This window comes from Lentilactobacillus kosonis (genome assembly GCF_003864335.1).
Lineage (GTDB): Bacteria > Bacillota > Bacilli > Lactobacillales > Lactobacillaceae > Lentilactobacillus > Lentilactobacillus kosonis.
In genome coordinates this window covers 163,087-189,839 of sequence record NZ_BEXA01000003.1, presented here as the reverse complement: position 1 = coordinate 189,839, position 26,753 = coordinate 163,087, and the positions used below count along the sequence as shown (strand labels likewise).

Here is a 26,753-nt window from a genome sequence, read left to right as displayed (position 1 = left end):
ATATTTTTATGCATCAATGGTAGCACAGATTCAAAAAAGTGGTTAAATAAAGCCCTTACTTAAAAAAGCATTTTATAAATTATGCATTTGGGCTAATTCTGTTATATTATGTAATTAGCTTAATTATTACTATATATAGATGGGGTTAATCCCAGAGGGGTTTTAAATGGAAACTAATAGTCATCCGCAAGGTAATCCTAACGGAATTGGTTTTATGTCGCTAACGGCGATGGTTGTAACATCATCAATTGGAGCAGGGGTCTTCGCTCTAACATCAGATCTTGCTAGTGCCGCATCTCCAGGACCAGCCTTACTTGCTTGGCTGATTGTGGGAGTAGGTATTATGGCTCTGGCACTAAGTCTAATGAACTTGGTTGGCAAGCGACCTGATATTGAAGGGGTGTTTGCGTACGCTGAAGAAGGTTTCGGCGAGTATGCCGGTTTTATTAGTGGTTGGGGTTATTGGTTGTCATCTTGGATGGGAAACGTTGCGTTTGCCACTGTTATGATGAGTGCAATCGGTTACTTTATTCCAATCTTTAAATCTGGTCATAATGTGCCATCGATCATTGTCGCTAGTTGTGTATCGTGGATATTAATGTATATTGTTAATCGCGGGGTTGAGAGTGCGGCAGTTCTTAATGCGGTAATTACGATTTGTAAATTAATTCCCTTATTTACCTTTATTGTATTTGCAATTATTATGTTCAAAGGTAATATTTTCACAGCCCATTTTTGGAACAACCTGAGTGGTAATTTTAATGGCGGCGCTGGTGTTGGTACTCAAATCAAAAATTGTTTAATGGTTTTGATGTGGGTCTTTGTCGGAATCGAGGGAGCCACCATGATGTCCTCTCGGGCTAAACGTAAAAGTGATGTCGGTAAGGCAACAGTTCTTGGGTTATGTTGCTTGCTGATAATTTATATTTTGGCATCCATTTTGCCGTATGGTTACATGTCACAGTCTCAGCTGGCCACTATCAATCAACCAGCGATGGTGTATATTTTTAAGGATATGGTTGGAACTTGGGGTGGTGCTGTAATTAGTGCAGGATTATTCGTTTCAACCTTAGGTTCATGGTTATCATGGACAATGCTACCTGCAGAAACGGTCAGATTAATGTCTGAACATGACTTACTTCCTAAGCGATTTGGAAAAGAAAATCGTCAAGGAGCGCCAACTTTCTCATTAGTGATTAGTGGACTATTGATACAAGCTTTCTTGTGTACCTTAATCTTTACTGATCAGGCTTATAACTTTGCCTATTCGCTATGTACGGCCGCAATCGTGGTAAGTTATATTCTAGTGGCCGCTTACCAAGTTAAATATTCAATTCAAAACATCCATGAAAAAGGAAATGTCGTTCAGTTAATAATTGGATTAGTTGCTTTGATATTCGAAACAGTTGCTATTTACCTTGCAGGTTTACAGTATCTATTACTATGCTGTATCGCATATATCCCCGGATTCTTCTTGTTCATGAAGGGCCGGCATAATAAGCATAATCGGCGATGGTTATCCAAGCGGGAGATTATTACAACGCTGGTAATTTTAGCAGGCGCCATTGGTGGACTAATATTGATTTTTACTGGAAATATTTCATTTTAATGTAAAAAAGCTGGCTTAAGCGCCGGCTTTTTTATTTAAGTCAGATTTAAGTTAGGTGTGACAATATATAGGAAAGTAAAGGAGGTCGATAAAATGAAACTATCACACGTGGTTACCGGATTAGGTTTAGGAATCCTGGTAGTTGGTACCATCCTATTACATGAGGTAAACATAATTAGAATATAGATTATTCTTAGCCATGTGAGCTAACTATCTGTAATGTAAATAAAAGCAGGCTTTCCTAAGAAAGTCTGCTTATTTTTAATTATTCTGTAACCGAATCATTTAGTTTTTCAGCTTGATAAAAGTCAGCAAATACATGATGACTTCGAATCCCCCAAGTATAGAAAATGAGGGAGGCGACGATGATCACTATGAAATCATATGGATAATGAACCCAGTTCATTCCATTGAATTCCTTACTCCCACCGTATGATGCAATTGATAGAAAAGCTAGGTAAACAATCAGCCACAGAGATGACCAGAAGGCTTTTCTGGTGTTTACAAAGCCAGCTCGATATTCGTAGTAGAAGTAAAGCGGTAGTCCAATGGCGATTACCAAAATAACTTCAACAGTGGTTGGCCACATTGCCCAGTAAATAGCTAATGAGGCCAATACAAATGATAGTGGCGCCATAAAATTAAGGTGTTTTAACCTAATTGGCCGTTTGAAGTTAGGAGCCATTTTTCTAAATGAAATGGCGGTGACCGGACCAGTTAGATAAGCAATTAACGTTGAGGTACAGATAACTGTTGCCAAGGTGGCCCATGATCTAAAGATAGAAACCATCAACATGCTCAAAAGAGCATTTACTACTAGAGCAACCCGAGGAATACCGTACTTATGATTGATTTTCCCGATAAAACTTGGAATGTGTTGATTAGATTCCATAGCGTATAAGGCGCGAGCAGTAGATGCCGCGAAAGAAACTCCGGTTCCAAATGGTGAGACAAAGGCGTCCATATATAGCAAAACCGATAACCAGTGGATCCCTAACAGAATCGCTAAGTCAGCAAATGGTGAGTTAAAGCTAATACCATTCCAACCATAATGATGAAGAAATCCAGGTTCCATTGAAGTGATGAACACACTTTGAAGTACGATATAAATTGCACCACTAATCAACAGAGCAATCATGATACCGCGCATAACATTGTGTTTGGAATCTTTGATTTCGCTCCCCATATTAATTACGGTTTGAAAAGCATTAAAAGAGAAGATAATCCCAGCGGTTGCGGTTGCTGAGAAAATTGGTGCAGAACCATATGGCATAAATTCATGTAGTGAATGGCCATAGTTTTCAGGGTGAAATCCTGACACAGTTAGCATAATAATTGTCAGAATGGGAATTCCAATTTTAAAAATGGAAATAAAACTGGTGAACCTAGCGAGTAAACTCACTGACCAGTAATTTAATAAAGGTAAAAATAATGATAAATACGAAAACCATTAGTAATCCCGGAGTGGTAATTTTACCGTTTGCCAAGAACCCATGGGTCCATTTAGCAAAAGACCAAGGCCAAGAGCTCATATATTGAACCGCAGCAACGGCTTCAATAGGAATTAAGGTAATTAATGATATCCAGTTGGCCCATGAAGCGATAAATCCAAGCATTGGTCCATGAGAATACTGAGCGTATTTACTCATTCCACCGGCTTCCGGAAACATGGTTCCTAATTCGATATAATTGTACGCGATCGTCGCAATCACGAGACCACCAACAATCCAGGAAATAATAGCTGCGGGACCAGCCACCTTCGAAGCTTCCCACGAACCAAATAACCATCCTGAACCAATTAATGATCCTAAGGTTAACATTACAAGTTGAAATAAACCAATTTTCGTTGTATTTGACGAATCCATACATACCTCCCAAAATAAAGTACTTCCTAGTGTAACAAATTTAAGGATGATGTCAAAAAAGCACCGTCAAATATGGGTTTTCCATATACTTTCAATCGTTGCAATGAAGCACATTAACGCGAATTTTATTTTTTTAAAATTTATTTTTTAAAATATCTTATTCTTCAATAACTGTAGCATTAATTCCATTGCCGGCTAAGATTCGGCTGGCATTGTATGGGCCTAATCCCTTTCTAAAGGTAATATAGACTTTCTTATTAGTTGGAATTTCCTTAAGCCGGTCTCGTAATTCGGACAGTGGGATATGAATGGTGGGATTAATAGTCCCAGTTAGCTTTTTATCTTTTTCCCGAATGTCTAGAAAAATCGCGTTTCGGTAATCTTCCATAGGAATATCTGAGATTTTAATGGTGTGTAATTTGTTAGTTAATTGATTGATGGCAACGTAACCAGCAATGTTAAGAACGTCTCTAGTTGACGAGTATGGTGGAGAATAGGGGATCTCAAGAGCAGGCAAGTCATATACAGAGAGGTTTCCCGTAACGGCAACGGATAGTTGCGAAATTCGTTTATCAATCCCTCGGCGACCGACGGCTTGCCCGCCTAAGATTTTACCCGTACCATCTTCAAAGATGAGTTTAAAATTAACTCGTTCAGCATTGGGATAGAAATAGGCATGATCATATGGAGTGATAAAGACTGTTTTGTAATTGGTAACGCCTTTTTGAACCAGCGCCTGTTCAGTATAGCCAACAAAACTAGCAGTTAAATCAAAAATCTTGGTTGCACCTACGCCTATGAAACCGTTGTAACAGAAAGGTTCGCCATTAAGAATATCAGCTAATAAGTGGCCTTGACGATTAGCAGCACTAGACAAAAGGCTGTTAATGGGTTCGTGATCAATTAGACTAGTAGTTTGGATAACATCACCGATGGCATAGATATCAGGCATGCTGGTTGCAAACCGGTCATTAACGGTAATATGGCCATCATCAGTAACCTGAATGCCCGCTTGTTTAGCAAGCTCAGAATTAGGTTGGACCCCGGTCCCTAAGAAAATCATATCAGGATTGTGGGACGAACCATCGGCATACTTAACAGTATGGCCATGATTCGTAATACTTGTAATGGTTTGGTTTAATAGTAAGTGAACTCCTTGTTCAGTAAGGTGTTGCTTAATAACATCAGTGATTTCGGAATCAAATGGAGCTGCAATATGATTGCTCTGCTCAACGATGGTCACATCCATGCCAATCTTTTTGAAAGTTTCGGCAAGCTCTAATCCGATTGTACCGGCACCGACAATGATTACTGATTTAGGATGATTCGTATCAAGATAATCTTTAATCTTGTCTGCTTGGGTTAGGCTACGAAGCATAAAAGCATTATCGGCGGAATCGATTCGGGAATGGTTGGTAGGGTAGGTCGGGCACCAGTTGCTAGGATTAAGCGATCGTAGGATTCAAAATATTGTTCACCAGTTGCCTGATTTAATACAGTTAATTCTTTATCGCTAGAATCAATGTTTGTGACTTGGCTATTAAGGCGAACTTCAATGTTATTTTTTTGTTTTAATATTTCCGGAGTTCGTTCAACTAAAGCGTCGCGCTCCTTAATGATGCTGCTCAAGTAATAGGGGATGGCACAACTGGCAACGGAGATTTCTGAATTTTGTTCAAGTAAAATAATTTCAGCGTGTTCGTCAATTCTAGATAATCTTGTAGCAAATGATGGACCACCCGCAATTCCACCGATAACGATATATTTCATAACCAATACCTCCTGTGAGCTTGTGTTTTGATAATTTAAATTTTACCGAGGATACTTATGTAGAGCAATCAAAGTGAACTTAATAATTAGTATAAGAAAAGCACTAATAGAACTGAACTATTAGTGCTTGGTTGCATATTTTAATTGTAAGTAACTTAAAAATTAATCGACATCGATTGGCTTATTGTCAATTGAGGTTCTAACCACCATGACATCATTAGTTGAATTACGATTTACGAATGAAGATACAGAACCTTCTAATACTCGTTGTAAACGACTCATACCAGTAGCCCCAATTACGGTTAAATCAATGTTGTGGTCCTTTGGAAATTCAAATGAAATGACAGTTTTAGGGTTACCAAACCGAATATGAATATCAATATCCTCTAATCCAGATTCACGTTTGACGTCAGCAACAATTTTGTTTAAATACTGGGTAGTATCTTCAACTAAATTATTGATAACATCACCGTCGACCATTCCACCGTAATTATATCCGTATTGAGTAGTGCTGAGGACGTGAAGTACATCAAGATGAGCCCCATTAAGTTTAGCAATTGCGGCCCCCTTTGGCAAGTGCACCTTCCGCTTGTTTAGATCCATCAACTGGCACTAGTACTCTCTTGTAGCTAGTTTCCATGATTCTTCCCTCCAATAAGCTAATCTTTTAATCAAGTTAATTATATCACTAATAAAAGTTTGAGATAACTAATTTCGAGATGGGACGTTAACCATTGATTCCTCGATTATATGATTAGCCATTTTACTTTGTAATTCATTTAACCAGAATCCATCTGATAAATCCAGAACGGAGTCTAGCGCATAAACGTGTAATTGATAATTGTGAATGGCATCAGGAGGCTGTGGCCCGTTATAGCGCCAGGCTGTATCGGGATTTTGATTGCCAACGATACTACCAGCGGTACTATTTCTTCCTTGAATCATTGGTACCACTAACGATTGGCTATTGTTTTCTGGGATTTGTGTAACGTTTCCGTCAATATTTGCCGCTACCCAATGAATCCAAGCGAATCCACTAACCGGCACGGCATCCCAATCAATTAGGAGTAAAGCAAATGTTTTGGCACTAATTGGAGCGTCTTGAATTGAAATGGGAAACGAAATAATTGGTGTATCATCTAGCTGTTCAGTTGCGTATTTTCCGTATTTGTCAGGTAATAATCCGTTTTCTAAAGGCACTGAAATTTTCATAATTATTCACCTCAATAAAATTATTTAACAAACGTTAAGTTGTAGTAGCCTTGCCCATTAGTGGTAATCGTATAATTAGTATAGCCAGCAGCGAGCCATTGGCTCTTGGTAGTATTAGCCCAATTTTTGGCATCTTCTATGGTAGTAAAGGTATGATCAGTTGAAAAAGGAGTGTCCTTAGGTGTTGGTTTAGGCTTATTTGGAACAGTCTTTTTCTTTGGTTGGAATACAGCTGCTTTCGTTTGAGTGTTATTTAAAATGCTTTGCTCACGCCGTTTAACAGATTTGTTGGTAGTTTGATCAATTAGCGATTGCATTTTTTTTCGTTGCGATACAGTAATTCCGTTATTGTCTTCTTGATTGAGACGATTTTGGAATTTAGCAACCTGTTGATTTTGAACCTCAGTCGCTAATTTTCCGTTAACACTTTTAGTGATTGGATCATTGTTAATAGAATCACGGGCACTCTTTTTTGGATTCTGTAATCTGCTCACACTAACTCCGATTAGTAATGCAATCAATAAAACAATAATGGCAAACCACCAACCACTAAATTTAGAGCGAGGCTGCCTTTGACTAGGACTGTCAATATTAAAATCATAACGTGTGTAATTTGATGATTCTTTTTTGTTATTCAAAAAATCCCTCATTTAATTTTGCTTGCCAGTAAGTACTAATGACTATATTATAACAGAAAGGTTAAATTTATGGATTTAGGGAGGGATGGGCCTATCAAAACAACATTTGATAAGTTAGCAGATTTAACACCGAAACAACTATTCGAGATTTATCAATTACGGGTAGCGGTGTTTGTTGTAGAACAGGAATGTCCATATCAAGAAGTTGATGAAGACGATTTAACAGCTTGGCATCTTAGCATGCGCAATGATGCGGGAGAATTAGTTGCTTATTGTCGGGTAATCCCTGAAAACAACAACACAGTTGCCCATATTGGCAGGGTAATCGTTAGAAAAGATCAGAGAAAATTTGGATTAGGCAGAAATTTGATGCAAGAAGCGCTAGATCTTTCAAAGGAAAAAATGCCTAACTTAGAAAAGTATATTTTATCTGGGCAAGAGTACATTAAGAACTTTTACCATTCATTTGGATTTAAAGATGTTAGTGATGTGTACTTGGAAGACGATATTCCCCACATTGATATGGAATTACCAGTCTCAAAAGTAATTGACAAGTAAATGACAACAGGTATAATTGTGCACTAAAGAAACGAATCTTTAACTCTAGTCCAGAGAGACTAGCAAGACAGCGATTAATGAAACAGGTGGAGTGGATAAGTTGGCCTTATCTGCCTGAAACAAAACGCTCACTGCTTGCTAGCAGTGGGCGTTTTGTTTTAGGTTTAAATAAAAGATATGGGGTGCAACTAATGCAACAAAACCAAGATGATTTTCATGATGATCGAGCAATTTTAGATATCCATGATATGCCAAAATTCTGGCCATGGGTTGGTTTGTCATTACAACATATGTTTTCAATGTTTGGTTCGACAGTAATCGTTCCGCTATTAGTGGGTTTAAGTCCCAGTATTGCGTTATTTTCATCTGGTGTTGGAACGTTATTACATATAATGATTACTAAACGCAAAATTCCGGCTTACATGGGATCGAGCTTTGCATTTATTTTACCAATGACGGCACTAATGAAGACGACTGGTTATCCAGGAATTGCTCAAGGAGTTATTGGGGTCGGACTAGTTTACTTATTAGTTGCCTTGATTATCTGGCTGGTTGGCTCGGATTGGGTTGATAAAATTTTACCACCAATTGTGGTGGGGCCGATTGTGATGGTAATTGGGCTCTCATTAGCCGGCAGTGCGGCAACAGATGCAATGATGAAGAATGGTAGATATGATCTCGAATATTTTATGGTGGCTTTATTTACGTTATTCTTAGCGATATTCTTTAATATGGTATTTAAGGGGTTCATTGGTCTAATTCCCATTTTATTAGCGATTGTTTGTGGATATACTCTATCGGTATTTTTAGGAATGGTTGATATCAATGCCATTAATAATGCAGCATGGTTTCAGATGCCAGCATTTGAAATTCCGGGAATTTCGTATCATTTCAAGATAAACTGGCAAGCCATTATTTCAATTACGCCAATTGCATTTGTGACGATGACCGAACATATGGGACATATTATGGTGCTTAATGAAATTACTGGTCGAAATTTCTTCAAGGATCCAGGATTAAATCGAACGTTGGCTGGGGACGGAACGGCATCGTTATTTGCCGGGTTAGTGGGCGGACCAGCAGTTACTAGTTATGGTGAAAACATTGGTGTAATGGCGATTACTAAGATTCATAGTGTTTATGTATTAATGGGGGCAGCCATGTTTGCAATTCTCTTCTCATTTGTTCACAAGTTAAATGTGCTAATTATGCAAATGCCATTGCCAGTGATTGGTGGCATTAGTTTCTTATTATTTGGAACTATTGCGACTTCTGGAATTCAAGTGATGGTTGAAAATCGTGTAGATTTAGGATTAAAACGCAATTTAATGATTGCTTCATCAGTTATGGTAATCGGTGTTGGGAATGCTTACTTACAAATTGGCCCAAGCTTTCAGTTTACTGGTTTGGCTTTGGCCACCATTATTGGAATTGTGCTTAATTTAATCTTACCTCCAAAGGCTGCTAGTGAAATTGAACAGGAAGTTAAAATGCACACTAACGAATAATAATATCGAATTGGCTGATCAAATAATATTTGAGGGAATAGTGGATAGTCGCTATAATGATAACGTTAATCTTAAAAATATAGCACTTGGGGATTAGAAGGGACTGTTCACGATTCAAATTTTATATTGTGGCGACGATCGCATGTTTAATGGCGTTGTCTTATCGACGCTATCGTTGCTTAAGCACCAAACAGAGCCACTTGATATTTATGTCATGACAGCAGAAATTACTAACAAGCGAAAAGCATATACCGGATTTACTGATTACCACGTCAATAAATTACGGTGGTTACTTAATCAGCATGATCCTCAAAGTACCGTCACGAAGCTTGATATTAGTGAATTAGTGGCTAATAATCAGCTAACGGCTAATGCCAACACGTTTTTCACACCATACAGTATGCTTAGATTATATGCAGATTTGGTCCCTGAACTTAATGGGCGAATTCTATACTTGGATGCGGATGTGTTGTGTCGAAAATCATTTGCAGATTTTTACCATCAAGATTTAAGTGATACTGAACTTGTCGGCGTGCTTGATTACTATGGTAAGTGGTTCTTTCATCATCAAATGAAAAAGTTTGATTATGTAAATTCAGGCGTATTATTAATGAATTTAGATTTGATTAAAGAGACACATTTATTGGAGAAGTGTCGCCATTTATGTAAAATTCGTCCCATGTTGATGCCAGATCAGTCGGCATTAAATCGATATTCACATAAGAAACGATTAGTCGCTAGCCGGTTTAATGAACAGCATGGGGTTCAATCAGAAACGGTATTCCACCATTTTAGTGCTAATTGGGTTGCCTGGCCGGTTCCACATACAGTAGCGGTAAAACCTTGGGAACAAAAAAAGGTCCAAACTGAGTTGGGCCTTCATGATTATGATGATATTTATGATGAAGCGAATCGCATTATTCAGGAACCTGAATAGGCGAATCGCTTTTTTGATTTGATTTTCAAAATATTGTCGATATAGCGGATGATGTTTTAACAAATAACTGTGATTACCAGAACCACTAATACGGCCATTTTCAATAAAGTAAATTTTATCAGCGTCAATGATGGTATTGATGCGATGAGCGATTACCAAAGTCGTCCGTTTGTGCATTAACTTATTAAGGGCGGTTTGCACCATTTGTTCTGATTCTGGATCTAAACTAGCTGTTGCTTCATCAAGCATTAAAATCTTTGGATCACGAACAAATGCTCTAGCAATGGTCAGTCGTTGTCGCTGACCTCCAGAAATATTAGTGCCGTTTTCGCCAATGTAAGTATCAAGCTGATCAGGCATGGCCGCGACAAATTCCTTAGCTGAGGCCAATTCTAGTGCCTGCCAAAGATCTTCATCAGTCGCGGGTTTATTAAGACCATAGGTTAAATTATAACGAATGCTACCAGACATAATATTTGCACTTTGACCGACCAACCCTAGTTGATTGCGCCAATGGGTTAGATTGACATCATTAAGGTTGTTATCGCCTAATGAAATTCCGCCACTGGTTGGCTGATAAAAACGTTCGATTAGGCTGAAAATTGTGGTCTTACCACTCCCTGAAGGACCGACAAATGCGACCACTTCGTTAGCATTAGCGGTGAATGAAACATTATGAAGAACTTCTGGGCCCGTATCATACGAAAATGATACGTCATCCATAGTTAGTGATTTATTAGCAACATTCACGTTCAAACCGGAATTAGTATCTTCTTCAGTTACATTTAGCAATTCTTGAATTTTAGTTGTAGCGCCACTGGCCTTTGCCACCTCAGTTACGAATTGTCCTAAGGTAGTAAACGGTACAATTAATTGAACCATGTACATTAAAAAGGCCATCAAAGTTCCGGTGGTCATTGAACCCAGACTTATACGGTAGATTCCATATGCTAAAACGGCCACAATTAGTGCCAGCATCATGACTCCAGTGGTGGGGCCAATAACGGAATCGTAAATGGCTTCTTTAATTCCTAATTGATACAACTTGCGCATATGCTTAGAACCATTGGTTTGTTCCACTTTAGCAGCAGTGGATGATTTAACTAAGCGCACATTATTAAGAACTTCACTGATATTACCATTGAGGGTAGCAAGGGCATCTTGGCGCTTACGTGCAACGGCTGATGATAATCGAAAAATTGGTAAGAGAATTAGCAAAATTAAAGGGATGGTTATGAACATAATTGCAGTCATTTTCCAGTCCATTAGAAGCATTAAGATTAAGGCCCCTACCAGTTGAAGCAACGAAGTCGCCATGCGGGGCAGTGAGTCAGCCAGCAAGTTTTTGACTTGCATTGAATCATTAGTGATTCGGGAAGCAATTTGACCAGACTGGTGATTATCCAGGTATGGAATCGATAGGGATAGTGCTTTGCTCCATAAACGTTCCCGTAATCGATAAACAACATCTTCACCAAAAAAGCCTAGAAAGCTCCCGGAAAGAGCTCCCAACACGATGCTAAATACAAATAGAATTCCAACCATTAATAATAGATGAAAATTTACCCCTTGGGGAATATGGTTTAACAAGTCCTTAGCCAGCATAGGAACTAATAGTTGCAATCCGACAGCAATTGCCCCTAACACAGTTCCTAGGACTAGGTACAGATACCGAGGTTTAATTAATTTTATAAGAGCGAAAAAATCTGATACATTCAATTTTGAATGTGCGTTAGACATAGTGGAATCTCCTAAATGTGTTTAGCCGTGCCAACCTGCAATATCGTCAGGCTCAAAGTCATAAGTTAGTGGTTTATTATAGGCTAACTCGTAGGCTTGTCTTTTTTGGTCATAATCTTTTTGCATCATTGCATAGCTATTTTGCTTAACGTCTAAGTCAGGATCTGGAAAAATGGGATCAAGTACATGGACGCGATATTGAACTTTGTTAAAATTCGTTGTTGATGAATCGGGAATACCTAAATCAATGATTTCGGTGAAACAAGAAATGATGGGGACGTTAAAAGTGGCTGCGTAGAAATAGGCACCTCGCTGCGGTGGCCGGGGTTTTCGGTAATTGAACCACATCTCTTGTTCAGGATAGATTAAAACAGGATTACCATCATTTAATTGCTGTTTTACTAGGTCGAGAAAGTCATGTCCTAAATAATTATGAATATTAGCAATCGGAATAATATTTGCGTAGTTCATAAAGAATCCTAACATGCCATTCATTTTATTATTGCTGGCTTGGCTAACAATTGCCATATTATTATGATAGCCAGCTTTGTAAACGGCCTTTCTAACAGCAGTATTTTCCAATGGATTGAAATGATTGCTTGTCACAATTCCAGCTTGGTTAAGGTGGCTGATTTTCTCAACACCGATAATTTCGGTCTTTCGATTAACCGCTCTGGTAACGTTGTTAATGGTGATCATTGCTAGAAATCGTTTGAACTTATACGAAAGAGTTGATTGCTCACTTACATATGAGTTTAAGACATCTCGAATATCCGAAAGCGAAACGATCGGGTCGTTAACTTCGACTTTACTATGGAATTTTTCGGCTGCGACGGCTTTTTGAATATTTTGAATAACTGCTTCTTTTGAATTAGCCATAGAGGTCACTACTTACTTTCATTGTTAGCTAATACGCTTTTGAGGGTAATTTGGTCATTAACCAGTTCCTTAGCGAGACGCATAATTTTACCAGCTTTTTGATCATTTGAAGCCCGGACTTCATCAGTGGTTGAGGCTAGTTCGTTAGTTAATTCCTCATAATAAGGAGTTTGTTTAGCCGCTGACCAGAATTCATCAGCAAAGGGAACATTTTGTATTGCCAAGGTTTTTCAAATAAATTGTAGTGCACTAAGCGGGCGGGTTTGAATTCTTCTGGCATGGCAGCAGTTTCTAAATTCCAGTCCATAGGTAATTGATAAATATCATGTTTAGCAATTGCGTTTAAGTAATCTTGGTCAGGTGCAATAAGTGTGAAGTGGTAAGTGGTTAGTAATTCCAAGAACTGGTCAGTAAACTTGGTATCGCGGAATTTCTTGAGGTTCATTAATAAAACCCCAGAGTTAACGTATAGTTGACTGCTAATGCCAACAGCATCATTTGCATATGCTGCCACTACTGGATCGGTTGCGATGAAGCGGTCATTAGTTGCTCCAACGATGCTATCCATTAAATCGATAGCATATAATTTAGCAATGTCGTCGCGCAGAATGATATCAGCATCCACATAAATTGCTTTATCAAATTCTGGGAACATATCAGCGATAAATAACCGGTAATAGATGGTTAAGGTTTTGTAATCAGCTCGCAAGGTGTTTTGATCATTATCGAACCGGCTGCCAAATTTGTCATCAAGCGCAATAAAGCGAATGGTAATATTATTAGTGGCCAATGACGCGAGTTTGGTCTGGTTTGCTTGTGATAATTCTTGGTATAAGACAATTAAGTCATAGTGGGTATCTTTAGAGTTAGCATGCTTGATTAATGATGCAATGGCTACTGCTAGTGGAGCTGCGTAACGATCATTAACTGAAAAGAATATCGGAATGGTTCTAGAAGTCATAAATAAATTCCTCTTAACTTATATATTATTGGATTAACGTTTCATGTATTTGATGTATTCATAATTGTTCAGTTTGCTACGTTTAGTCATCTGATTAAAAACGGCGTCTCTTAATTGACGCTGTTGTTGCTTAAGACTGAGATTTTCATCTGGGTAAAATGGACCATCCAAATACACGATAGCCTCAGGCTTCTTATGCCATCGTGATTTTTGATAAGTGGTGGTCATACAAAAAACTGGTGCCGGATTTTGTATCGGATAACGAAATGACGCATCATCAAATGGCCGAATAATGGTTGAATAAGGCCAAACATGGGCTTCAGGATATATAAATAATGTTTTTTGGTGGTCAATTGAATTAGCGATTTCGTTTAAAAATCCTCGATACTGATGGAGGCTATTGGGAATCGGAATTGCTCCCCCCATTGGCAGCAAAGGTCCAAGAATTGGTAACTTAAGGTTGGCTGGGGCCACGATAATATTTAACCTATGAGCTATCCGAAAGGGCTTGAACACATCACCAAGTGGGGCAGTATGATTTCCATATATATAAACTGCTTGATTGCGATATGGCTTTAAAATGACTTTATTTTTAATCCTAGTGTGCATGATCCATAAGCCAAGTGGGGCGGCGATAATTCTGACAATGGTTTGCAATAGGTAGCTAGCTAAAGCGAATAGCTTTGAATGGTGGTAACGAAAGTTTGCCGGAGTTTGATATTCCTGGTGAGCTAGGGTTACCACATCATCGGTAAAATTACGGTAAAAAATCGTGCGCTGTTCTTTATGTGCCAATCAATCCCCCCATTTCAATAATCGTTATAAATTACGATTAAAAGTATATCATTACTATCTTATATCTTCACTAGGAATTTGGATAAATTAAAGCGGTAAGCCAGAGAATATCGATCTCTGGCTTACCGCTTTAAAATGATAATTAATAATTTTAATTCAATGGTTAATGGATACTAATTAACAACTGCATTAATAATTAGTACCATAATCAAACCAACCACTGAGATAACAGTTTCAAGCACCGTCCAAATTTGGAGTGTTTGCTTAACGTCTAATTCAAAGTATTCTTTAACCATCCAGAAACCAGCATCATTAACATGAGATGCGGCAATTGAACCAGCCCCAATGGCTAAGGTGATCATTACTGGATCAGCGTGGGTAGCAGCAACTAGTGGCATAACTAAACCGGCAGCTGTTAATGAAGAAACGGCAGCTGATCCAAGGGATACTCGTAAGATTGCAGCAATTAACCAAGCCAAGATAATTGGTGATAATGAAACATTAGCCATGGCGTGTTGAATGGCAGTACCGACTCCACCATCAAGTAGAACCTGTTTGAATGCGGCACCACCAGCAATAATCATCAATAATACAGCAACTGATTTGATGGCTTCATTAAGAGTGTCACCAATTTGCTTAGCAGTTTTCTTTTGGTGAACTCCCATTGACCACATTGCAAATAATAACGAAAGCAACATTGCTGTGGTTGGCGTACCAATCATGTTCATGATGGCGGCAAAGCCATGACGCTCAGCTGCGGTATCGCCACCATTAAATACCATTGAGTAGATAGTAGAAAGACCCATAAAGATAACTGGGAATAGTGATGTTAAAATCGAAATTCCAAATCCTGGAGTTTCATTTAAATCAAATTTCTTCATTTCACCAAGGGCAGGTAATTCATGCTTGACCTTGAATGCATTCGGAGCATAACGTTGGGCAAGTTTCGTGAATACCGGACCAGCAATGATAACTGTTGGAATAGCGGCAATCAACCCAAACAGCAATACCTTACCAGTACTTGCGCCCATTGCCATAGCAACCGCAGTAGGTGCTGGTTGTGGTGGCAAGAAGGCTTGAGTAGTTGACAAGGCAGCTAACATAGGAATTCCTAAGTAAAGCAAAGGGATTTCAGCTTCAAGAGCAACGGCAAAGATGATTGGAGTTAATAGAACTAAACCAACTTCAAAGAACATCGAAATCCCGATAATAAACGAAGCAACAACTACAGCAAGCTGCAATCTCTTCTTACCGAAAAGTTGATTAGAGTTTCCGAAATTCTGTATGATCCACCTGCATCAGATACTAAACGACCAATCATGGCTCCAAAACTGAAGACCACGGCAAGTTCGCCCATGGCGCTACCGATACCTTTAGTGATGGTGCCGGGAACGTCAGCAGGGTTCATACCTAAACCAAGTGCAACAATAAATGCGGTTAGGATTAATGCTACGAAGGTATTCATTTTTACTTTAATAATTAATAGTAAAAGTAAAGCAATACCTAATAGCAGTACTAAAAATTGCAAGACTCTTCCTCATTTCTATCTAATAAAAATCCATTGCGAAACAAGATACAATTATATGAGGTGAAACATAGAAGGTCAACCCTTTTAAATTAGTTGTGAAAACGGATTAATTAGTTTTTTCAAATAGTTAATGAAACCGTTACCGCGGAGGATGTAAACGATTTTTTAATGATAATATAAATTTTCTTGCTAATAGTAAAATAAATAAAAAAAGCGCCTTCAAACGCTGTAATTACGGCATTTGAGACGCTAGTTGCAGAAAGTAAACATTTTAAACTTAATACTTTCTTAATATTTAGCTTAAAAATGTGGTTCAATTTCAGTCAGTACATAGTTCTTTAATGGCTTCTGCATAGATATCCATAGCTTTATACATACTCTTTAAAGGCCAGTTTTCATTAACTTGATGCATGAAATCTGGGACATCAGGAAGCATTGCGCCAAAGGCGACACAATTATTCATGGTCCGAGCAAAGGTTGCCCCACCAGACACTTGAGGTTGGGTGTCATCTCCAGTTATATCTTTGTAAACTTGCATCAATGTTTTTACTAGTTTTGAATCAGTTGGTACGTATAGGGGAGCAAGGTAGTCAAAGGCCTCATAGTGTAAACCAAATTCCTTAACGCGGTCGTTTAATTTACTGATTAAATCATCGCGTTCGATAGTAACCGGAATTCGCATATCAATTTGCATACGGGTTTCTTGTTCATTGATGGTTAGACTAGAGATGTTGAAGGTGAGATGTCCTGATTGATCATCAGAAATATCACCCAAGACATTAGTTCCTGTTGCATCTTCCTTAAATAACTTACCAATGAAATCAAGCGTAGGACTTGGAAATACATCATCCAAGGCAATTGCTAGTCTTAAGACCGCGTTAGTTCCTGTTGGTGCAAGCATGGCATGCACTGATTTACCAGTAACCACAATCCCTTGATCATCATGGTCTTCAAATGAGAAGCCATGATTATTAAGGGCTTCTTTAACCTCATCAAGTTTGGGACCATTGTATGCTGCCTTAGCAGGTACGGCGTTGAAGGCACCTTGCAAATCAATCTTGAAATTATCCATCCCAGGACCAACTAGATATGCTTGATCCAAGCCTTTTTCAGCGTAGATTAATGGAAATTCGGCATCTGGTGCAATTCCCATGTCGATAGGGGCTTCCTTTTCGTTATAAACTGCGATCCCCCGCCAAAGGGTTTCTTCGTCAGTTCCGAAAATGAAGCGAATCTTCTTGTTGAAATGATAACCAGCATCCATCAATGCTTTGACAGCAAACATGGTAGCAATTGATGGGCCCTTATCATCTTGAGAGCCACGACCGAACACCTTGTCGTCTTCTACATAGCCATCAAAGGGATCATGATCCCAATCGTTGACGTCACCAGCAGGAACCACATCGACGTGACCGATAATTCCAAATGTTTCGTCACCCTCACCAATTTCAGCGTAGCCATAGTGACCAGTAGGGGCCTTAAAAGTCTTAAATCCTAATTCAGAAGCAATCTTAAGAACTTCGGTTAAGGCATCATCAATTCCTACACCAAATGGGGTTGTGTCAGATACAGTTGATTCATCATAAACTGATTTTTGACTAATCAAGCGTTTCAAAGCCTCAACAGCGGCAACGTGATGTGCTTCAGTTACAATTTGTTCCATATTCTGTTTCCTCCTAATTAATTAAATAACAGCCATGACTCCTAAGAAGATAGCAGTTGCAATTAGTAGCAAGGCCATTAATTTAAAGGTGAATTTCCACCAAACAGTAATGTCAACATGAGCAATGGCTAAGGCACCCATAACTACACCAGAAGTTGGGGTAATTAAGTTTACCCAACCAGATGCACTTTGATAAGCAGTCACTACTAGACTTGGATCAACCCCAGCGAATTTACCCATTGGGCCAATAATTCCCATGGTAGCTGCAGCTAGTCCAGATGTTGATGGAATTAAGAATGACATTGGAATATAGAAAATGTATGTCAGGATAATAAAGACAACGGAACTTAATCCTGAAAGACCACTTTCACCCCAATGAAGAACCGTTGCGGTAATGTTACCGTCGTTCATGATAACTTGAATACCTCTGGCAACAGCAACCACAATGGCAACACCCATGAAGTCATTCATTCCGTTCATGAATGCTGTAATGAATGTTGATTCTTTCATTTTGAAAATGAACATAATAATCACAGCCATCAAGAAGAAGAGGGTTGTAATTTCAGTGAAGTACCATGAACCAAATGGAGTTAAGTTACTACCAATTAAGTTTCCAAGAACTGGAATTCCAGTCAACCACTTAGTGAAATCATTGAAGAATGTCCAGCTTGAATTAATTGAGTCCCATGGAATCAAGCCCATGATCATAATTAAGAAAGTTAAACCAAATAACCATAAAACAGCTTTTTGTCTGCCGGTCATTTCATTGTTGGCATCAGTATTTTGGTCATTAATAGCAAATCGCTTAAGGTCAGCTTCACGTTGATCAAAAATTAATGATTCCTTAGGGTTCTTTTCAACTTTGAAGCATACCGGTATACAAAGAAGATACTAATTACTAGAACGATCACTAAGAGAATGATTCGCGAGAAAATTCCGTCACCTGGAGAAATGTTTAGGGCTTGTGAAGCAACTCCAGTTGCGAATGGGTTAACGGTTGAAGCTAAACAACCAACTTGTGATCCAATTAATACAATTGCTACAGCAACTAATGAATCAAAGCCAACCCCAATCATTACAGGAATTAGAAGCGGATAAAAGGCAATGGTTTCTTCAGCCATTCCGTAAGTTGAACCCCCAAGAGCAAATAGAATCATTAGAATTGGAATTAATAATTTTTCTTTACCCTTGTTTTTCTTAACGACAGATGCAATTCCATCATCAAGAGCTTTGGTTTGGTTAACTACTCCTAAAAATCCACCAATTACTAAAATAAATAAGGAAACTGAAATGGCACCTTCAGTTTTATCGTTACCAATCATTCCATAAATCGGTGCCGCAAAAATATCCCAAATTCCTTGAGGGTTTGAGGCAACTGATCTATAAGTATGCGCAATAATATTACCAGCCTTGTCAGTAGAATACTGTCCGGCAGGAATTATCCAAGTAAGAATAGCAACTAAAATGATAATCAAGAATAATATGGTGTACGCCGAAGGCATTTTAAATCTTCGTTTAGGCTTAGCTTTGTTATTTTGCATGTGAATCACTTCCTTTTCTTTTTCTAAGCTCATTGTAAGTTAAACAAAACCAGAGTTCAATATACGTGATTGTTTATAAGAAAGCGAAAACAAATAATCTAGTGTGTATAAAAATAAGACGTCATGAAAATAATCATTTTCATGACGTCTTATTTTATTGTTTGTTAATAGTACCATCCATAATTTGATAAATGTTATCCGCAAATTGTTCAAGTCGTTGGTCGTGGGTAACGACAATGATAGTTTTACCATTCTGGTGAGCTAATGTCTGCAGAAGCTTACCGACCTCGATAACTCGGGCGCTATCAAGGGCAGCCGTCGGTTCATCAGCAAGTAAAATCTCGGGATCTGGATACAGTGCGCGAGCAATAGCAACTCGTTGACTTTGACCACCAGATAGTTCATTGGGATACTTATTTATTAGGTTGTCAATTCCAAGTGAAACCAATAATTTGTCTAATTCTGAAGATGATAAATTACCATTTTTATTAACGCGGTCAACTAGGGTGAATTGTTCTTTAACCGTTAAGTAAGGAACTAAATTATAGGCCTGTAGAACAAACCCAATCTTAGTTAAGCGGGTTTGTTCCCGTTGCTTGGTACTTTGCTGATTAATTGCTTGGTCATCAATAATGACTTCGCCGCTAGTAGGGGTCTGTAGGCCGCCTGCGATGGTTAAAAAGGTACTTTTTCCTGAACCAGAAGGGCCAATGATTAGGCTTAATTCACCAGGATTCGCTGTGAAGTTAATATTATTTAACACTTGAACATGATTCGTACCGGAGCCGAATTCTTTATTGACGTTTTGTAAACTAAGAGATGTCATTTTTTATCCTCCAATTACGGTAACGGGATCAACTTTAACAATAGTTCTGATTGGAATCAGGGCTGCGATGATGGAAATTAAAATCATCGCGATGGTGACGCCAGAAAGAATAGGAACATCAAAGTACATTGGAACTCCAATTGGGATGGATTGAGCAGTTAGCAGGGTAAGCACGCCACTAATTACTAACCCGCTAATTACGATAATGAGTGATTGGGCGATGGTTGCCCTAACGAGGACTTTAGACGGAATTCCTTGCGCCCTAAGCACGGCATAGTTGGCTAATTTTTGCATGGTTAGAATATAGAGAAAGACTGCAATTACCACTAATGAAATGACCATCAAAAAGCCAATCATAAAGCCAAACGTGGTGTTTTGAGCAGAGTATCCAGGGAGTTTATTAATGAAGGTGTTCATTGAATAACTTTTAAGGTATTTTTGATCAAACTTAGGATTGTTGCCCTTAATAATCAGGCCGCTACCGATAATATTGGGATTGACGCCCTTTAATTTTTGCCAAGTACTGATACTGCCATAGATAACAGGAGCAATACTATATTTTTGATCATGCATAAAGCCGACGATTTCATATTTTTCAGAATTTGAATTCATAACAATTTTATCCCCAAGCTTATAACCGTCAGTTTTGAATTGATCATCAACCACAACTTGGTTAGTATTTTGAGGACGATGGCCATCGATTAATTTAAGCTGTTGATAAATGAATTGGTTAGATTTAGTTCCTAAAAAGCGAGCAGATTCATTTTTGCGATTAGTCGCTTTAGTAACCACTGGGGTTTGACCAATCAAAGCTTGATTACGATTTAGTTTACCAACTTGGTCTTTAGTGATCATTGATTGATCAAGACTGATATTGGAATCTTTATTCATAATCACAGTTTTAGCATCCCATGAATCAATTGTGAGCGTGTTTTGACGAGCTAAACCAATTGCAAGGCTAGTCAGGATAAAGATTAAGTAACCAATTAAGACAACCATTGAGATGATTAAACCATAACGCAACTTTTCGCGTTTCATTTCTTTTAAAGCTAAAAACATAGCAAATCCTCCTAAGTGAGATTTTTAAGACTAATAGTAAGTTTTTGGATAATTTGGTTCTTTTGGCCGGGGAAGACAAGTAGTTCCTTAATAGCTTCGTGGCTAAGGGTGGCAACCGTCCATATTAATGGTGACAAGTTAGTTATCCGGTCCATACCGGACAGGGTATGTTGCTGATAACTACTTTCGTTGTACAAATAATGCTGTTTTAACAACTGATAGAAGCGGCTATCAACTACTTGATCGATAAATGTTGAGATGGAAGCAATGAAGGCATCGAGATTGAAGTTTTCTTCTGAGATATGATTAAAACCCATGTGAAAATCAGCAAGTGCTAAGTGAAAGACATAGTTATAAGCATCCGTGATATCAGAAAAGTATTTATAAAATGTCCCTCGTGCAATGCCGGCAGTTTTAATAATTCGAGCTACTTGGGCATCTTTTAGAGAATATTCACTAAACTCAGTAATAAGGGCATTGGTAATTACGGCCCTTTTTTGATCCTTGAGATTTTCAAAAGTTGTCGTGGGCATTGCTGCACTCCTTTCATAATTACGTAAGTGACATCGTGTCACTTTTCGAATATAACAATATCAAGATTAATAATATAAGTCAAATATCTGAGCCGTTTTTGCATAATAAAAAAGGAGCCCGATTTATAGGACTCCTTTGCTAATCAATGTTTAGCCATCAATATCATTAAAAAAAGATAGTAATTTTTCTTTAGTTAGCGCTGCCTTGTCACCGTCGTTAACATCATATGAAATTTTACCGTGGTCCAATACAATTAACCGATTGCCATAGGTCAGGGCATCTTCTAGATGATGTGTGATCATCAGACAGGTCAGTTTATCTTCAGTAATCCGCATATTTGTGGCGTGCATTAACTCAGCAGAAGTTTGAGGATCAAGGGCAGCGGTATGCTCATCTAGCAGCAGAATTTCAGGCCGCTTGATAGTTGCCATTAGGAAACTAAGAGCTTGACGTTGGCCACCTGACAAATCACCGGTAGGGGTGTTAAGTCGTTGGTCAAGTCCGTTTGGCATAGTTTTAGTAATTTCTTCAAATTCGGCCATGCTTTGTTTAAGTTTTCGAGCACCTAAGCCGCGTGATTGACCACGCTTTTTGGATAGTAGTAAATTTTCTGCAACGGTCATTCTAGGAGCAGTTCCCATCTTTGGATCTTGGAAGACCCGACTTAAGAACTTTGTCCGGTGTTCAACTGACATCGAGGTAATGTCTTTACCGTGAAGGAGAATCTCACCACTGGTAACTTTTAAGTCACCACCAATGATGTTGAATAAGGTTGATTTACCTGCTCCGTTTGAACCAAGGACGGTAATAAAATCACCAGCATAAATTTTAAGGTTCACGTGGTCCATAATATTGATTTCTTCGGGGGTTCCCTGGTTTACGGTTACCACTACATCTTTTAATTCAAAAATAGGTTCACTCATGTTTACTAATCCCCCTTGATAATGATCGTTTTAGGTTAAAGCGCTTTTCGAAAGCTGGGAACATCATGCAGATTGCCAGTACGATTGCTGAAATTAAATTTAAGTCGTTGGCGTTGAAACCAAGTTGCAACACAATTAGAATTACGAATCGGTACAAAATACTACCGATAGTTACGGCGATTAAGCGTTCGTTCATAGTTAGTTCACCAAAAACAACTTCACCAATGATGATTGAGGCAAGTGCCACCACGATGATGCCGATGCCCATGTTAACGTCAGCAAAGCCGTTTTCTTGGGCAACTAAAGCGCCACCTAAGGCAATCAAACCATTGGAAACACTTAAGCCCATAATTTGCATGGCGTCGGTGCTGATTCCTAATGAGCGAGCCATGGTTGAATTATCACCAGTAGCAATAAATGCCTGGCCTAGATTAGTTTGTAAGAAATAAATGATTAAGGCAGTAACAATGACAATCACGATCATGCCAAGAAACACACTGTTAAAGTAAGGGGGGAGTCCCTTAAATAAGTCTAGCAGGCTGTTCTTTCCATATAGCGAAAGGTTAGCTCGGCCCATTATTCTCAGGTTGATTGAGTAAGCAGCGGTCATAGTTAGGATTCCGGCTAATAACACAGGAATTTTACCCTTGGTGTAAAGCAAGCCAGTTACTAACCCAGCCAACATTCCGACACAGAAGGCCAATAACGTTGCAACTAATGGAGAAAAACCGTGGTAGATGGCAGCGACTGCGGTAGCAGCCCCCATTGGAAATGTTCCTTCAACTGTCATATCAGGGAAGTCTAAAATTCTGAAGGTTAGGAATAATCCTATTCCAACGATCCCCCATGTGAGGCCTTGACCGATTGCGGATACTAGAATACTCATTTGACGATCTCTCCTTTCGTTTGCGCCTCTTTCATTAATGAGGCGGGAATATGGATATTGAACCGTTTAGCAGCTCGTTCATTGATAATTAATTTACCCTTTTTGAAGTACTTGATTGGGGTGGTTGATGGTTTCTTCTTGCCTTTGAGAATTTCACCACTCATTTTACCGGTGGCAACTCCGAGTTGATATTGGTCAACTGCGTAAGTAGCAACTCCACCAGCTTTGACCATCGTATCAACAGCAGGGAAGACAGGAACACCAGCTTGACCTGCAGCTCCAACTAAGGTAGAAATGGCACCAGCGATGGTGTTGTCCGTTGGTACATAGATGGCATCCACCGAGTTAACAGCCTGTTGGGCAACCTGATTCAAATCGTTAGTGTTAGCGATTGAGTAGGCCTTTAATTTAACGTTTTCCTGCTCACAAAGGGCTTTAAACATTTTGTATTGAGCGACTGCAGAATCATCACTTGAAGTGTAGATGATTCCCAATGTTTTTAGATTAGGCATTAAGCGTTTGATTAATCCTAACTGTCTCTTTAATGGAGCTTGATCGGAAACTCCCGTAATATTACCGCCAGGGCGCTGGTTGTTTTTAACTAGTCCAGCACCTTTAGGATCAGTAATCGCACCTAAAATGACGGGTCTATCAGAAATACTGTTAGCTAAAGCTTGAGCAGAGGGAGTTGCAATTCCGATTGAAAGGTCTGCATTTTCATTAGCAAACTTGGTACTCATGGTCTTTAAATTACTTTGATCATTTTGAGCATTTTGAAAATCAATGTGGATGTTTTTGCCAGGTACATATCCTTCTTCTTTCAAACCGGCCACAATTCCTCGATGAATTGAATCTAGGGCTGGATGAGACATTAATTGTAAGATGCCAACAGTAGGCGTTTTTTCCTTATTAGCATTCAAGTCACTCTTTTCAGCAAAGAACGCATAGCCTAGAAAAGCTAATAAAATAATAATAGCGGTGAGCAGTGGATAACTTCGTTTTGTCATGATGGTTCTCCTTTAATATAAATTTTTAAATTTAATTTAGAGATAAAAAAAGCAACTCGGCATGGAAAACCGAGTTGCTTTTTTCCGGTCTGCCAAGGTTAACACCTGTACAGACCGTTGCGTTGTTAGAAACACTGCCGGCACAGATGCGCTTTAATCATCGCAAAGAGATCAAGCGCCATCTGTGTGAGATGAGGCTTGATTACCGGAGTTGCCAAAGACGGAGAGTAATCTTATTCATAAGGACAGTCTTTCCTTTCGTTTTTTGATATTTCTAATCATAATGTAAGGTTTAAAAACAGTCAAGCGAATATTTGCATGTTGAAGGACTTGGTAATGAAAAATAATAGCAAGATTCCGAATACTTTCGGTCTTAATCTACCGCTTGTGCCAACGATAAATGGCAAAACACGAACATTTAAATGAATTAAATTGAAAAATAGCTTGAAAAACTGAATTTAATAAACTATACTTGTGAACAACAAATAACGAATGCTATATTTTTATTATAAAATAATGTTCGCGTTTTACCTAAAAGGAGAGATGGATATCGATGACAAATAAAGAAAATGGTTTGCTATATGGTCCAGAGGATAAGGTTTCTTACTTTCAATCTGGTTTATTAGGTCTACAACACGTTTTAGCGATGGACGTCTATGTGCCACCATTGATTATGGCAGGACTATTATCAATGACACTGGATCAAAAACAGGCTTTCTCCAAGCGGCATTTTTGGCTTGTGGAATTGGAACTATCATACAAACCAAGTTCTTTTTAAAAGTCCCGATATCTCAGGGGCCTTCATTTGTTCCCATTGGGGCGGTAGTTGGAATTTATGCTGCCTATGGCGCCGCTAATGGTGGGATGGGAACCGTACTAGGATCAATTGCGATTGGGGCGTTAATCTTAATTGCTTTAGGAGTCTCAGGAATCTACCAAAAAGTGATTAACAAATTAGTGCCTGCCTTAGTCGGCGGTACAATCATTACCTGTGTTGGCTTGTCATTATTGCCGTCAGCCTTGAATGATAATATTTTCAAAGCTGCTGGTAACGTTGATCAAAACATTCAGGTTGCGGCTGTCACCGGTGGTGCAATGCTGTTAGCTATTACCATTGGTTTGAGAATGCCACAATTTCAGAAGTTATTTAGAATCAGTTCAATTGTCATTGCATTGATTATTGGCACGGTATTTGCTTCATCAAAAGGAATGGTTGATTGGTCAGTAGTTGGCCAGGCTAGCTGGGTTAGCTTACCTAAATTCACAGCGCTCCACTACGGTTTTCATTTTTCATTACCTGCTATCTTAACGTTTGTGGTCATCTATATGGTATTAACAACGGAAACCACCGGAACTTGGTTTGCGATGAGTGCGATTATTGGAGAACCCCTTTCTAAAAAGCAATGGAATATGGGCATTATTGGTGAAGGAATTAGTTGTTTGGTCGCTGCATTCTTGGGAACTACGCCAATGACAGGTTACTCAACCAATGCCGGAATTGTTTCGATTACGGGAGTTGCCAGCAAACGGGTCTTCATGGCAGCAAGTGTTTGGTTTATTGGCTTAGGATTCTTTGGTAAGCTATCAGCATTCTTATCAGTTGTTCCTGCTCCAGTCATCGGTGGGATTTTTGCAATTATCTGTGTCATCATTATGTTAAATGGACTTAATGTCATTCGAAACTTAAAAATGACCGAAAGTACAACTTACATTCTTGGTATTCCTATTGTATTAACAATGGGGGTTATCTTATTACCAACTTCAGTAATGAATTCATTACCTCAAATGGTTCAATACTTGCTAGGATCACCCATCACGGTTGGCGCAATCAGTGCTATTATTTTGAACTTAGTAATGGGCGATAAGCAAAGCTCAGAGGTTACTACCAATGAATCAACTAGCACTAAAACTGTTGAAGTTAAGTAATCATTGACCTCTGAATTATTTCCAAGCTGGTTCCTTGGACTATCAATTGGAACTTAGCTAGAATGAAGGTAAATAATGAATGGGGATGTTAACCGATGGCTGATGATGATTTGAAAACATTTACTCGTGAGGAACTTGCTCAATTTGATGGCAACGGTCGCCGAGCATATGTGGCAGTTGATGGTTTAGTTTATGATGTGACGCATGAAGAATCATGGCAGTACGGTAAGCATTATGGGGGTAACTGCTGGTAAGGATCTTTCAAAAGAAATTGAGGGCACCCCGCATGGAAAATCAATTTTAGGTAAATTAAAAGTTGTTGGTAAATTAGTTGATTAATTTATAGAAGGGTTCCGCACGAAGGTGTGGAACTTTTTTGTATGGAAAA

General features: G+C 38.8%; 16 protein-coding genes and 8 pseudogenes. 6 read left to right on the top strand and 18 right to left on the bottom strand.

Translation table 11 applies throughout. The annotated features are described in order from the left end of the window. The first annotated feature begins 166 nt into the window (after positions 1–166). Positions 167–1,609: an arginine-ornithine antiporter gene (gene arcD / locus NBRC111893_RS06345; protein ID WP_125008408.1), complete on the top strand. Its 1,443-nt coding sequence runs from the start codon at positions 167–169 to the stop codon at positions 1,607–1,609. A 265-nt stretch (positions 1,610–1,874) separates the two neighbouring features. Here arcD and NBRC111893_RS06340 read toward each other — a convergent pair. From NBRC111893_RS06340 to NBRC111893_RS06320, 5 genes and pseudogenes are all read right to left on the bottom strand, one after another. Then, a pseudogene (locus NBRC111893_RS06340) lies at positions 1,875–3,474 on the bottom strand (APC family permease). A 157-nt stretch (positions 3,475–3,631) separates the two neighbouring features. After that, a pseudogene (locus NBRC111893_RS06335) lies at positions 3,632–5,244 on the bottom strand (FAD-dependent oxidoreductase). Between the two features lie 162 nt (positions 5,245–5,406). Then, a pseudogene (locus NBRC111893_RS06330) lies at positions 5,407–5,884 on the bottom strand (universal stress protein). A gap of 68 nt (positions 5,885–5,952) precedes the next feature. Further along, positions 5,953–6,456, bottom strand: a complete 504-nt coding sequence (locus tag NBRC111893_RS06325; RefSeq protein WP_125008407.1) for a YbhB/YbcL family Raf kinase inhibitor-like protein — start codon at positions 6,454–6,456, stop codon at positions 5,953–5,955. 20 nt (positions 6,457–6,476) lie between these two features. Beyond that, entirely contained in the window at positions 6,477–7,094 is a 618-nt protein-coding gene (locus tag NBRC111893_RS06320) for a hypothetical protein (RefSeq protein WP_225417619.1), read from the bottom strand. Positions 7,095–7,163: 69 nt separating this feature from the next. Between NBRC111893_RS06320 and NBRC111893_RS06315 the strand changes: the two genes are divergently transcribed. From NBRC111893_RS06315 to NBRC111893_RS06305, 3 genes and pseudogenes are all read left to right on the top strand, one after another. Continuing rightward, complete coding sequence (locus NBRC111893_RS06315; protein WP_125008405.1) at positions 7,164–7,652, top strand: GNAT family N-acetyltransferase; 489 nt, start codon at positions 7,164–7,166, stop codon at positions 7,650–7,652. A 191-nt stretch (positions 7,653–7,843) separates the two neighbouring features. Beyond that, positions 7,844–9,160 carry a solute carrier family 23 protein gene (locus tag NBRC111893_RS06310; RefSeq protein ID WP_125008404.1) on the top strand — a complete coding sequence of 439 codons (1,317 nt, stop codon included), beginning with the start codon at positions 7,844–7,846 and terminating at the stop codon, positions 9,158–9,160. 103 nt (positions 9,161–9,263) lie between these two features. Next, positions 9,264–9,908, top strand: a pseudogene (locus NBRC111893_RS06305) (glycosyltransferase); the annotation flags it as partial. Between the two features lie 21 nt (positions 9,909–9,929). On the opposite strand, the gene NBRC111893_RS06300 reads toward NBRC111893_RS06305, so the two are convergent. From NBRC111893_RS06300 to trpX, 13 genes and pseudogenes are all read right to left on the bottom strand, one after another. Next, the gene (locus NBRC111893_RS06300; RefSeq protein ID WP_225417617.1) at positions 9,930–11,837 is read right to left on the bottom strand and encodes an ABC transporter ATP-binding protein; all 1,908 of its coding nucleotides are present in this window, start codon (positions 11,835–11,837) and stop codon (positions 9,930–9,932) included. Between the two features lie 21 nt (positions 11,838–11,858). Next, positions 11,859–12,716, bottom strand: a complete 858-nt coding sequence (locus NBRC111893_RS06295) for a lysophospholipid acyltransferase family protein (RefSeq protein ID WP_125008402.1) — start codon at positions 12,714–12,716, stop codon at positions 11,859–11,861. A 148-nt stretch (positions 12,717–12,864) separates the two neighbouring features. After that, positions 12,865–13,677, bottom strand: a complete 813-nt coding sequence (locus NBRC111893_RS06290; RefSeq protein ID WP_125008401.1) for a glycosyltransferase family 8 protein — start codon at positions 13,675–13,677, stop codon at positions 12,865–12,867. A 33-nt stretch (positions 13,678–13,710) separates the two neighbouring features. Then, the gene (locus tag NBRC111893_RS06285) at positions 13,711–14,472 is read right to left on the bottom strand and encodes a lysophospholipid acyltransferase family protein (RefSeq protein ID WP_125008400.1); all 762 of its coding nucleotides are present in this window, start codon (positions 14,470–14,472) and stop codon (positions 13,711–13,713) included. A 173-nt stretch (positions 14,473–14,645) separates the two neighbouring features. Beyond that, a pseudogene (locus tag NBRC111893_RS06280) lies at positions 14,646–16,000 on the bottom strand (gluconate:H+ symporter). Positions 16,001–16,319: 319 nt separating this feature from the next. Next, positions 16,320–17,663, bottom strand: a complete 1,344-nt coding sequence (locus tag NBRC111893_RS06275; protein WP_125008399.1) for a M20 family metallopeptidase — start codon at positions 17,661–17,663, stop codon at positions 16,320–16,322. 21 nt (positions 17,664–17,684) lie between these two features. Next, a pseudogene (locus tag NBRC111893_RS06270) lies at positions 17,685–19,204 on the bottom strand (YfcC family protein). 154 nt (positions 19,205–19,358) lie between these two features. Next, positions 19,359–20,030, bottom strand: a complete 672-nt coding sequence (locus NBRC111893_RS06265) for an ABC transporter ATP-binding protein (protein WP_125008398.1) — start codon at positions 20,028–20,030, stop codon at positions 19,359–19,361. 3 nt (positions 20,031–20,033) lie between these two features. Beyond that, positions 20,034–21,089: an ABC transporter permease gene (locus NBRC111893_RS06260; protein ID WP_125008397.1), complete on the bottom strand. Its 1,056-nt coding sequence runs from the start codon at positions 21,087–21,089 to the stop codon at positions 20,034–20,036. An 11-nt stretch (positions 21,090–21,100) separates the two neighbouring features. Further along, positions 21,101–21,622 (bottom strand): TetR/AcrR family transcriptional regulator, encoded by a 522-nt coding sequence (locus tag NBRC111893_RS06255; protein ID WP_125008396.1) that lies wholly within the window; start codon positions 21,620–21,622, stop codon positions 21,101–21,103. 150 nt (positions 21,623–21,772) lie between these two features. After that, complete coding sequence (locus NBRC111893_RS06250) at positions 21,773–22,546, bottom strand: ABC transporter ATP-binding protein (RefSeq protein WP_125008395.1); 774 nt, start codon at positions 22,544–22,546, stop codon at positions 21,773–21,775. After that, complete coding sequence (locus tag NBRC111893_RS06245) at positions 22,539–23,432, bottom strand: ABC transporter permease (protein ID WP_125008394.1); 894 nt, start codon at positions 23,430–23,432, stop codon at positions 22,539–22,541. Before NBRC111893_RS06245 ends, NBRC111893_RS06250 begins: the two co-directional genes overlap by 8 nt. Then, complete coding sequence (gene trpX / locus NBRC111893_RS06240; protein WP_125008393.1) at positions 23,429–24,439, bottom strand: tryptophan ABC transporter substrate-binding protein; 1,011 nt, start codon at positions 24,437–24,439, stop codon at positions 23,429–23,431. The genes NBRC111893_RS06245 and trpX overlap by 4 nt, the downstream gene beginning before the upstream one ends. Positions 24,440–24,992: 553 nt before the next feature. Between trpX and NBRC111893_RS06235 the strand changes: the two are divergent. Both NBRC111893_RS06235 and NBRC111893_RS06230 read left to right on the top strand, forming a co-directional pair. Beyond that, a pseudogene (locus tag NBRC111893_RS06235) lies at positions 24,993–26,365 on the top strand (uracil-xanthine permease family protein). Between the two features lie 95 nt (positions 26,366–26,460). Further along, positions 26,461–26,704 (top strand): annotated as a pseudogene (locus NBRC111893_RS06230) (cytochrome b5 domain-containing protein). The last annotated feature ends 49 nt before the right edge of the window (positions 26,705–26,753 follow it).

Bases quoted from the DNA above. Each gene is read 5' to 3' on its own strand.
- arcD (WP_125008408.1), top strand. From the start codon at position 167: ATGGAAACTAATAGTCATCCGCAAGGTAATCCTAACGGAATTGGTTTT.
- NBRC111893_RS06325 (WP_125008407.1), bottom strand. From the start codon at position 6,456: ATGAAAATTTCAGTGCCTTTAGAAAACGGATTATTACCTGACAAATAC.
- NBRC111893_RS06315 (WP_125008405.1), top strand. From the start codon at position 7,164: ATGGATTTAGGGAGGGATGGGCCTATCAAAACAACATTTGATAAGTTA.
- NBRC111893_RS06310 (WP_125008404.1), top strand. From the start codon at position 7,844: ATGCAACAAAACCAAGATGATTTTCATGATGATCGAGCAATTTTAGAT.
- NBRC111893_RS06300 (WP_225417617.1), bottom strand. From the start codon at position 11,837: ATGTCTAACGCACATTCAAAATTGAATGTATCAGATTTTTTCGCTCTT.
- NBRC111893_RS06295 (WP_125008402.1), bottom strand. From the start codon at position 12,716: ATGGCTAATTCAAAAGAAGCAGTTATTCAAAATATTCAAAAAGCCGTC.
- NBRC111893_RS06290 (WP_125008401.1), bottom strand. From the start codon at position 13,677: ATGACTTCTAGAACCATTCCGATATTCTTTTCAGTTAATGATCGTTAC.
- NBRC111893_RS06275 (WP_125008399.1), bottom strand. From the start codon at position 17,663: ATGGAACAAATTGTAACTGAAGCACATCACGTTGCCGCTGTTGAGGCT.
- NBRC111893_RS06265 (WP_125008398.1), bottom strand. From the start codon at position 20,030: ATGACATCTCTTAGTTTACAAAACGTCAATAAAGAATTCGGCTCCGGT.
- NBRC111893_RS06260 (WP_125008397.1), bottom strand. From the start codon at position 21,089: ATGTTTTTAGCTTTAAAAGAAATGAAACGCGAAAAGTTGCGTTATGGT.
- NBRC111893_RS06255 (WP_125008396.1), bottom strand. From the start codon at position 21,622: ATGCCCACGACAACTTTTGAAAATCTCAAGGATCAAAAAAGGGCCGTA.
- NBRC111893_RS06250 (WP_125008395.1), bottom strand. From the start codon at position 22,546: ATGAGTGAACCTATTTTTGAATTAAAAGATGTAGTGGTAACCGTAAAC.
- NBRC111893_RS06245 (WP_125008394.1), bottom strand. From the start codon at position 23,432: ATGAGTATTCTAGTATCCGCAATCGGTCAAGGCCTCACATGGGGGATC.
- trpX (WP_125008393.1), bottom strand. From the start codon at position 24,439: ATGACAAAACGAAGTTATCCACTGCTCACCGCTATTATTATTTTATTA.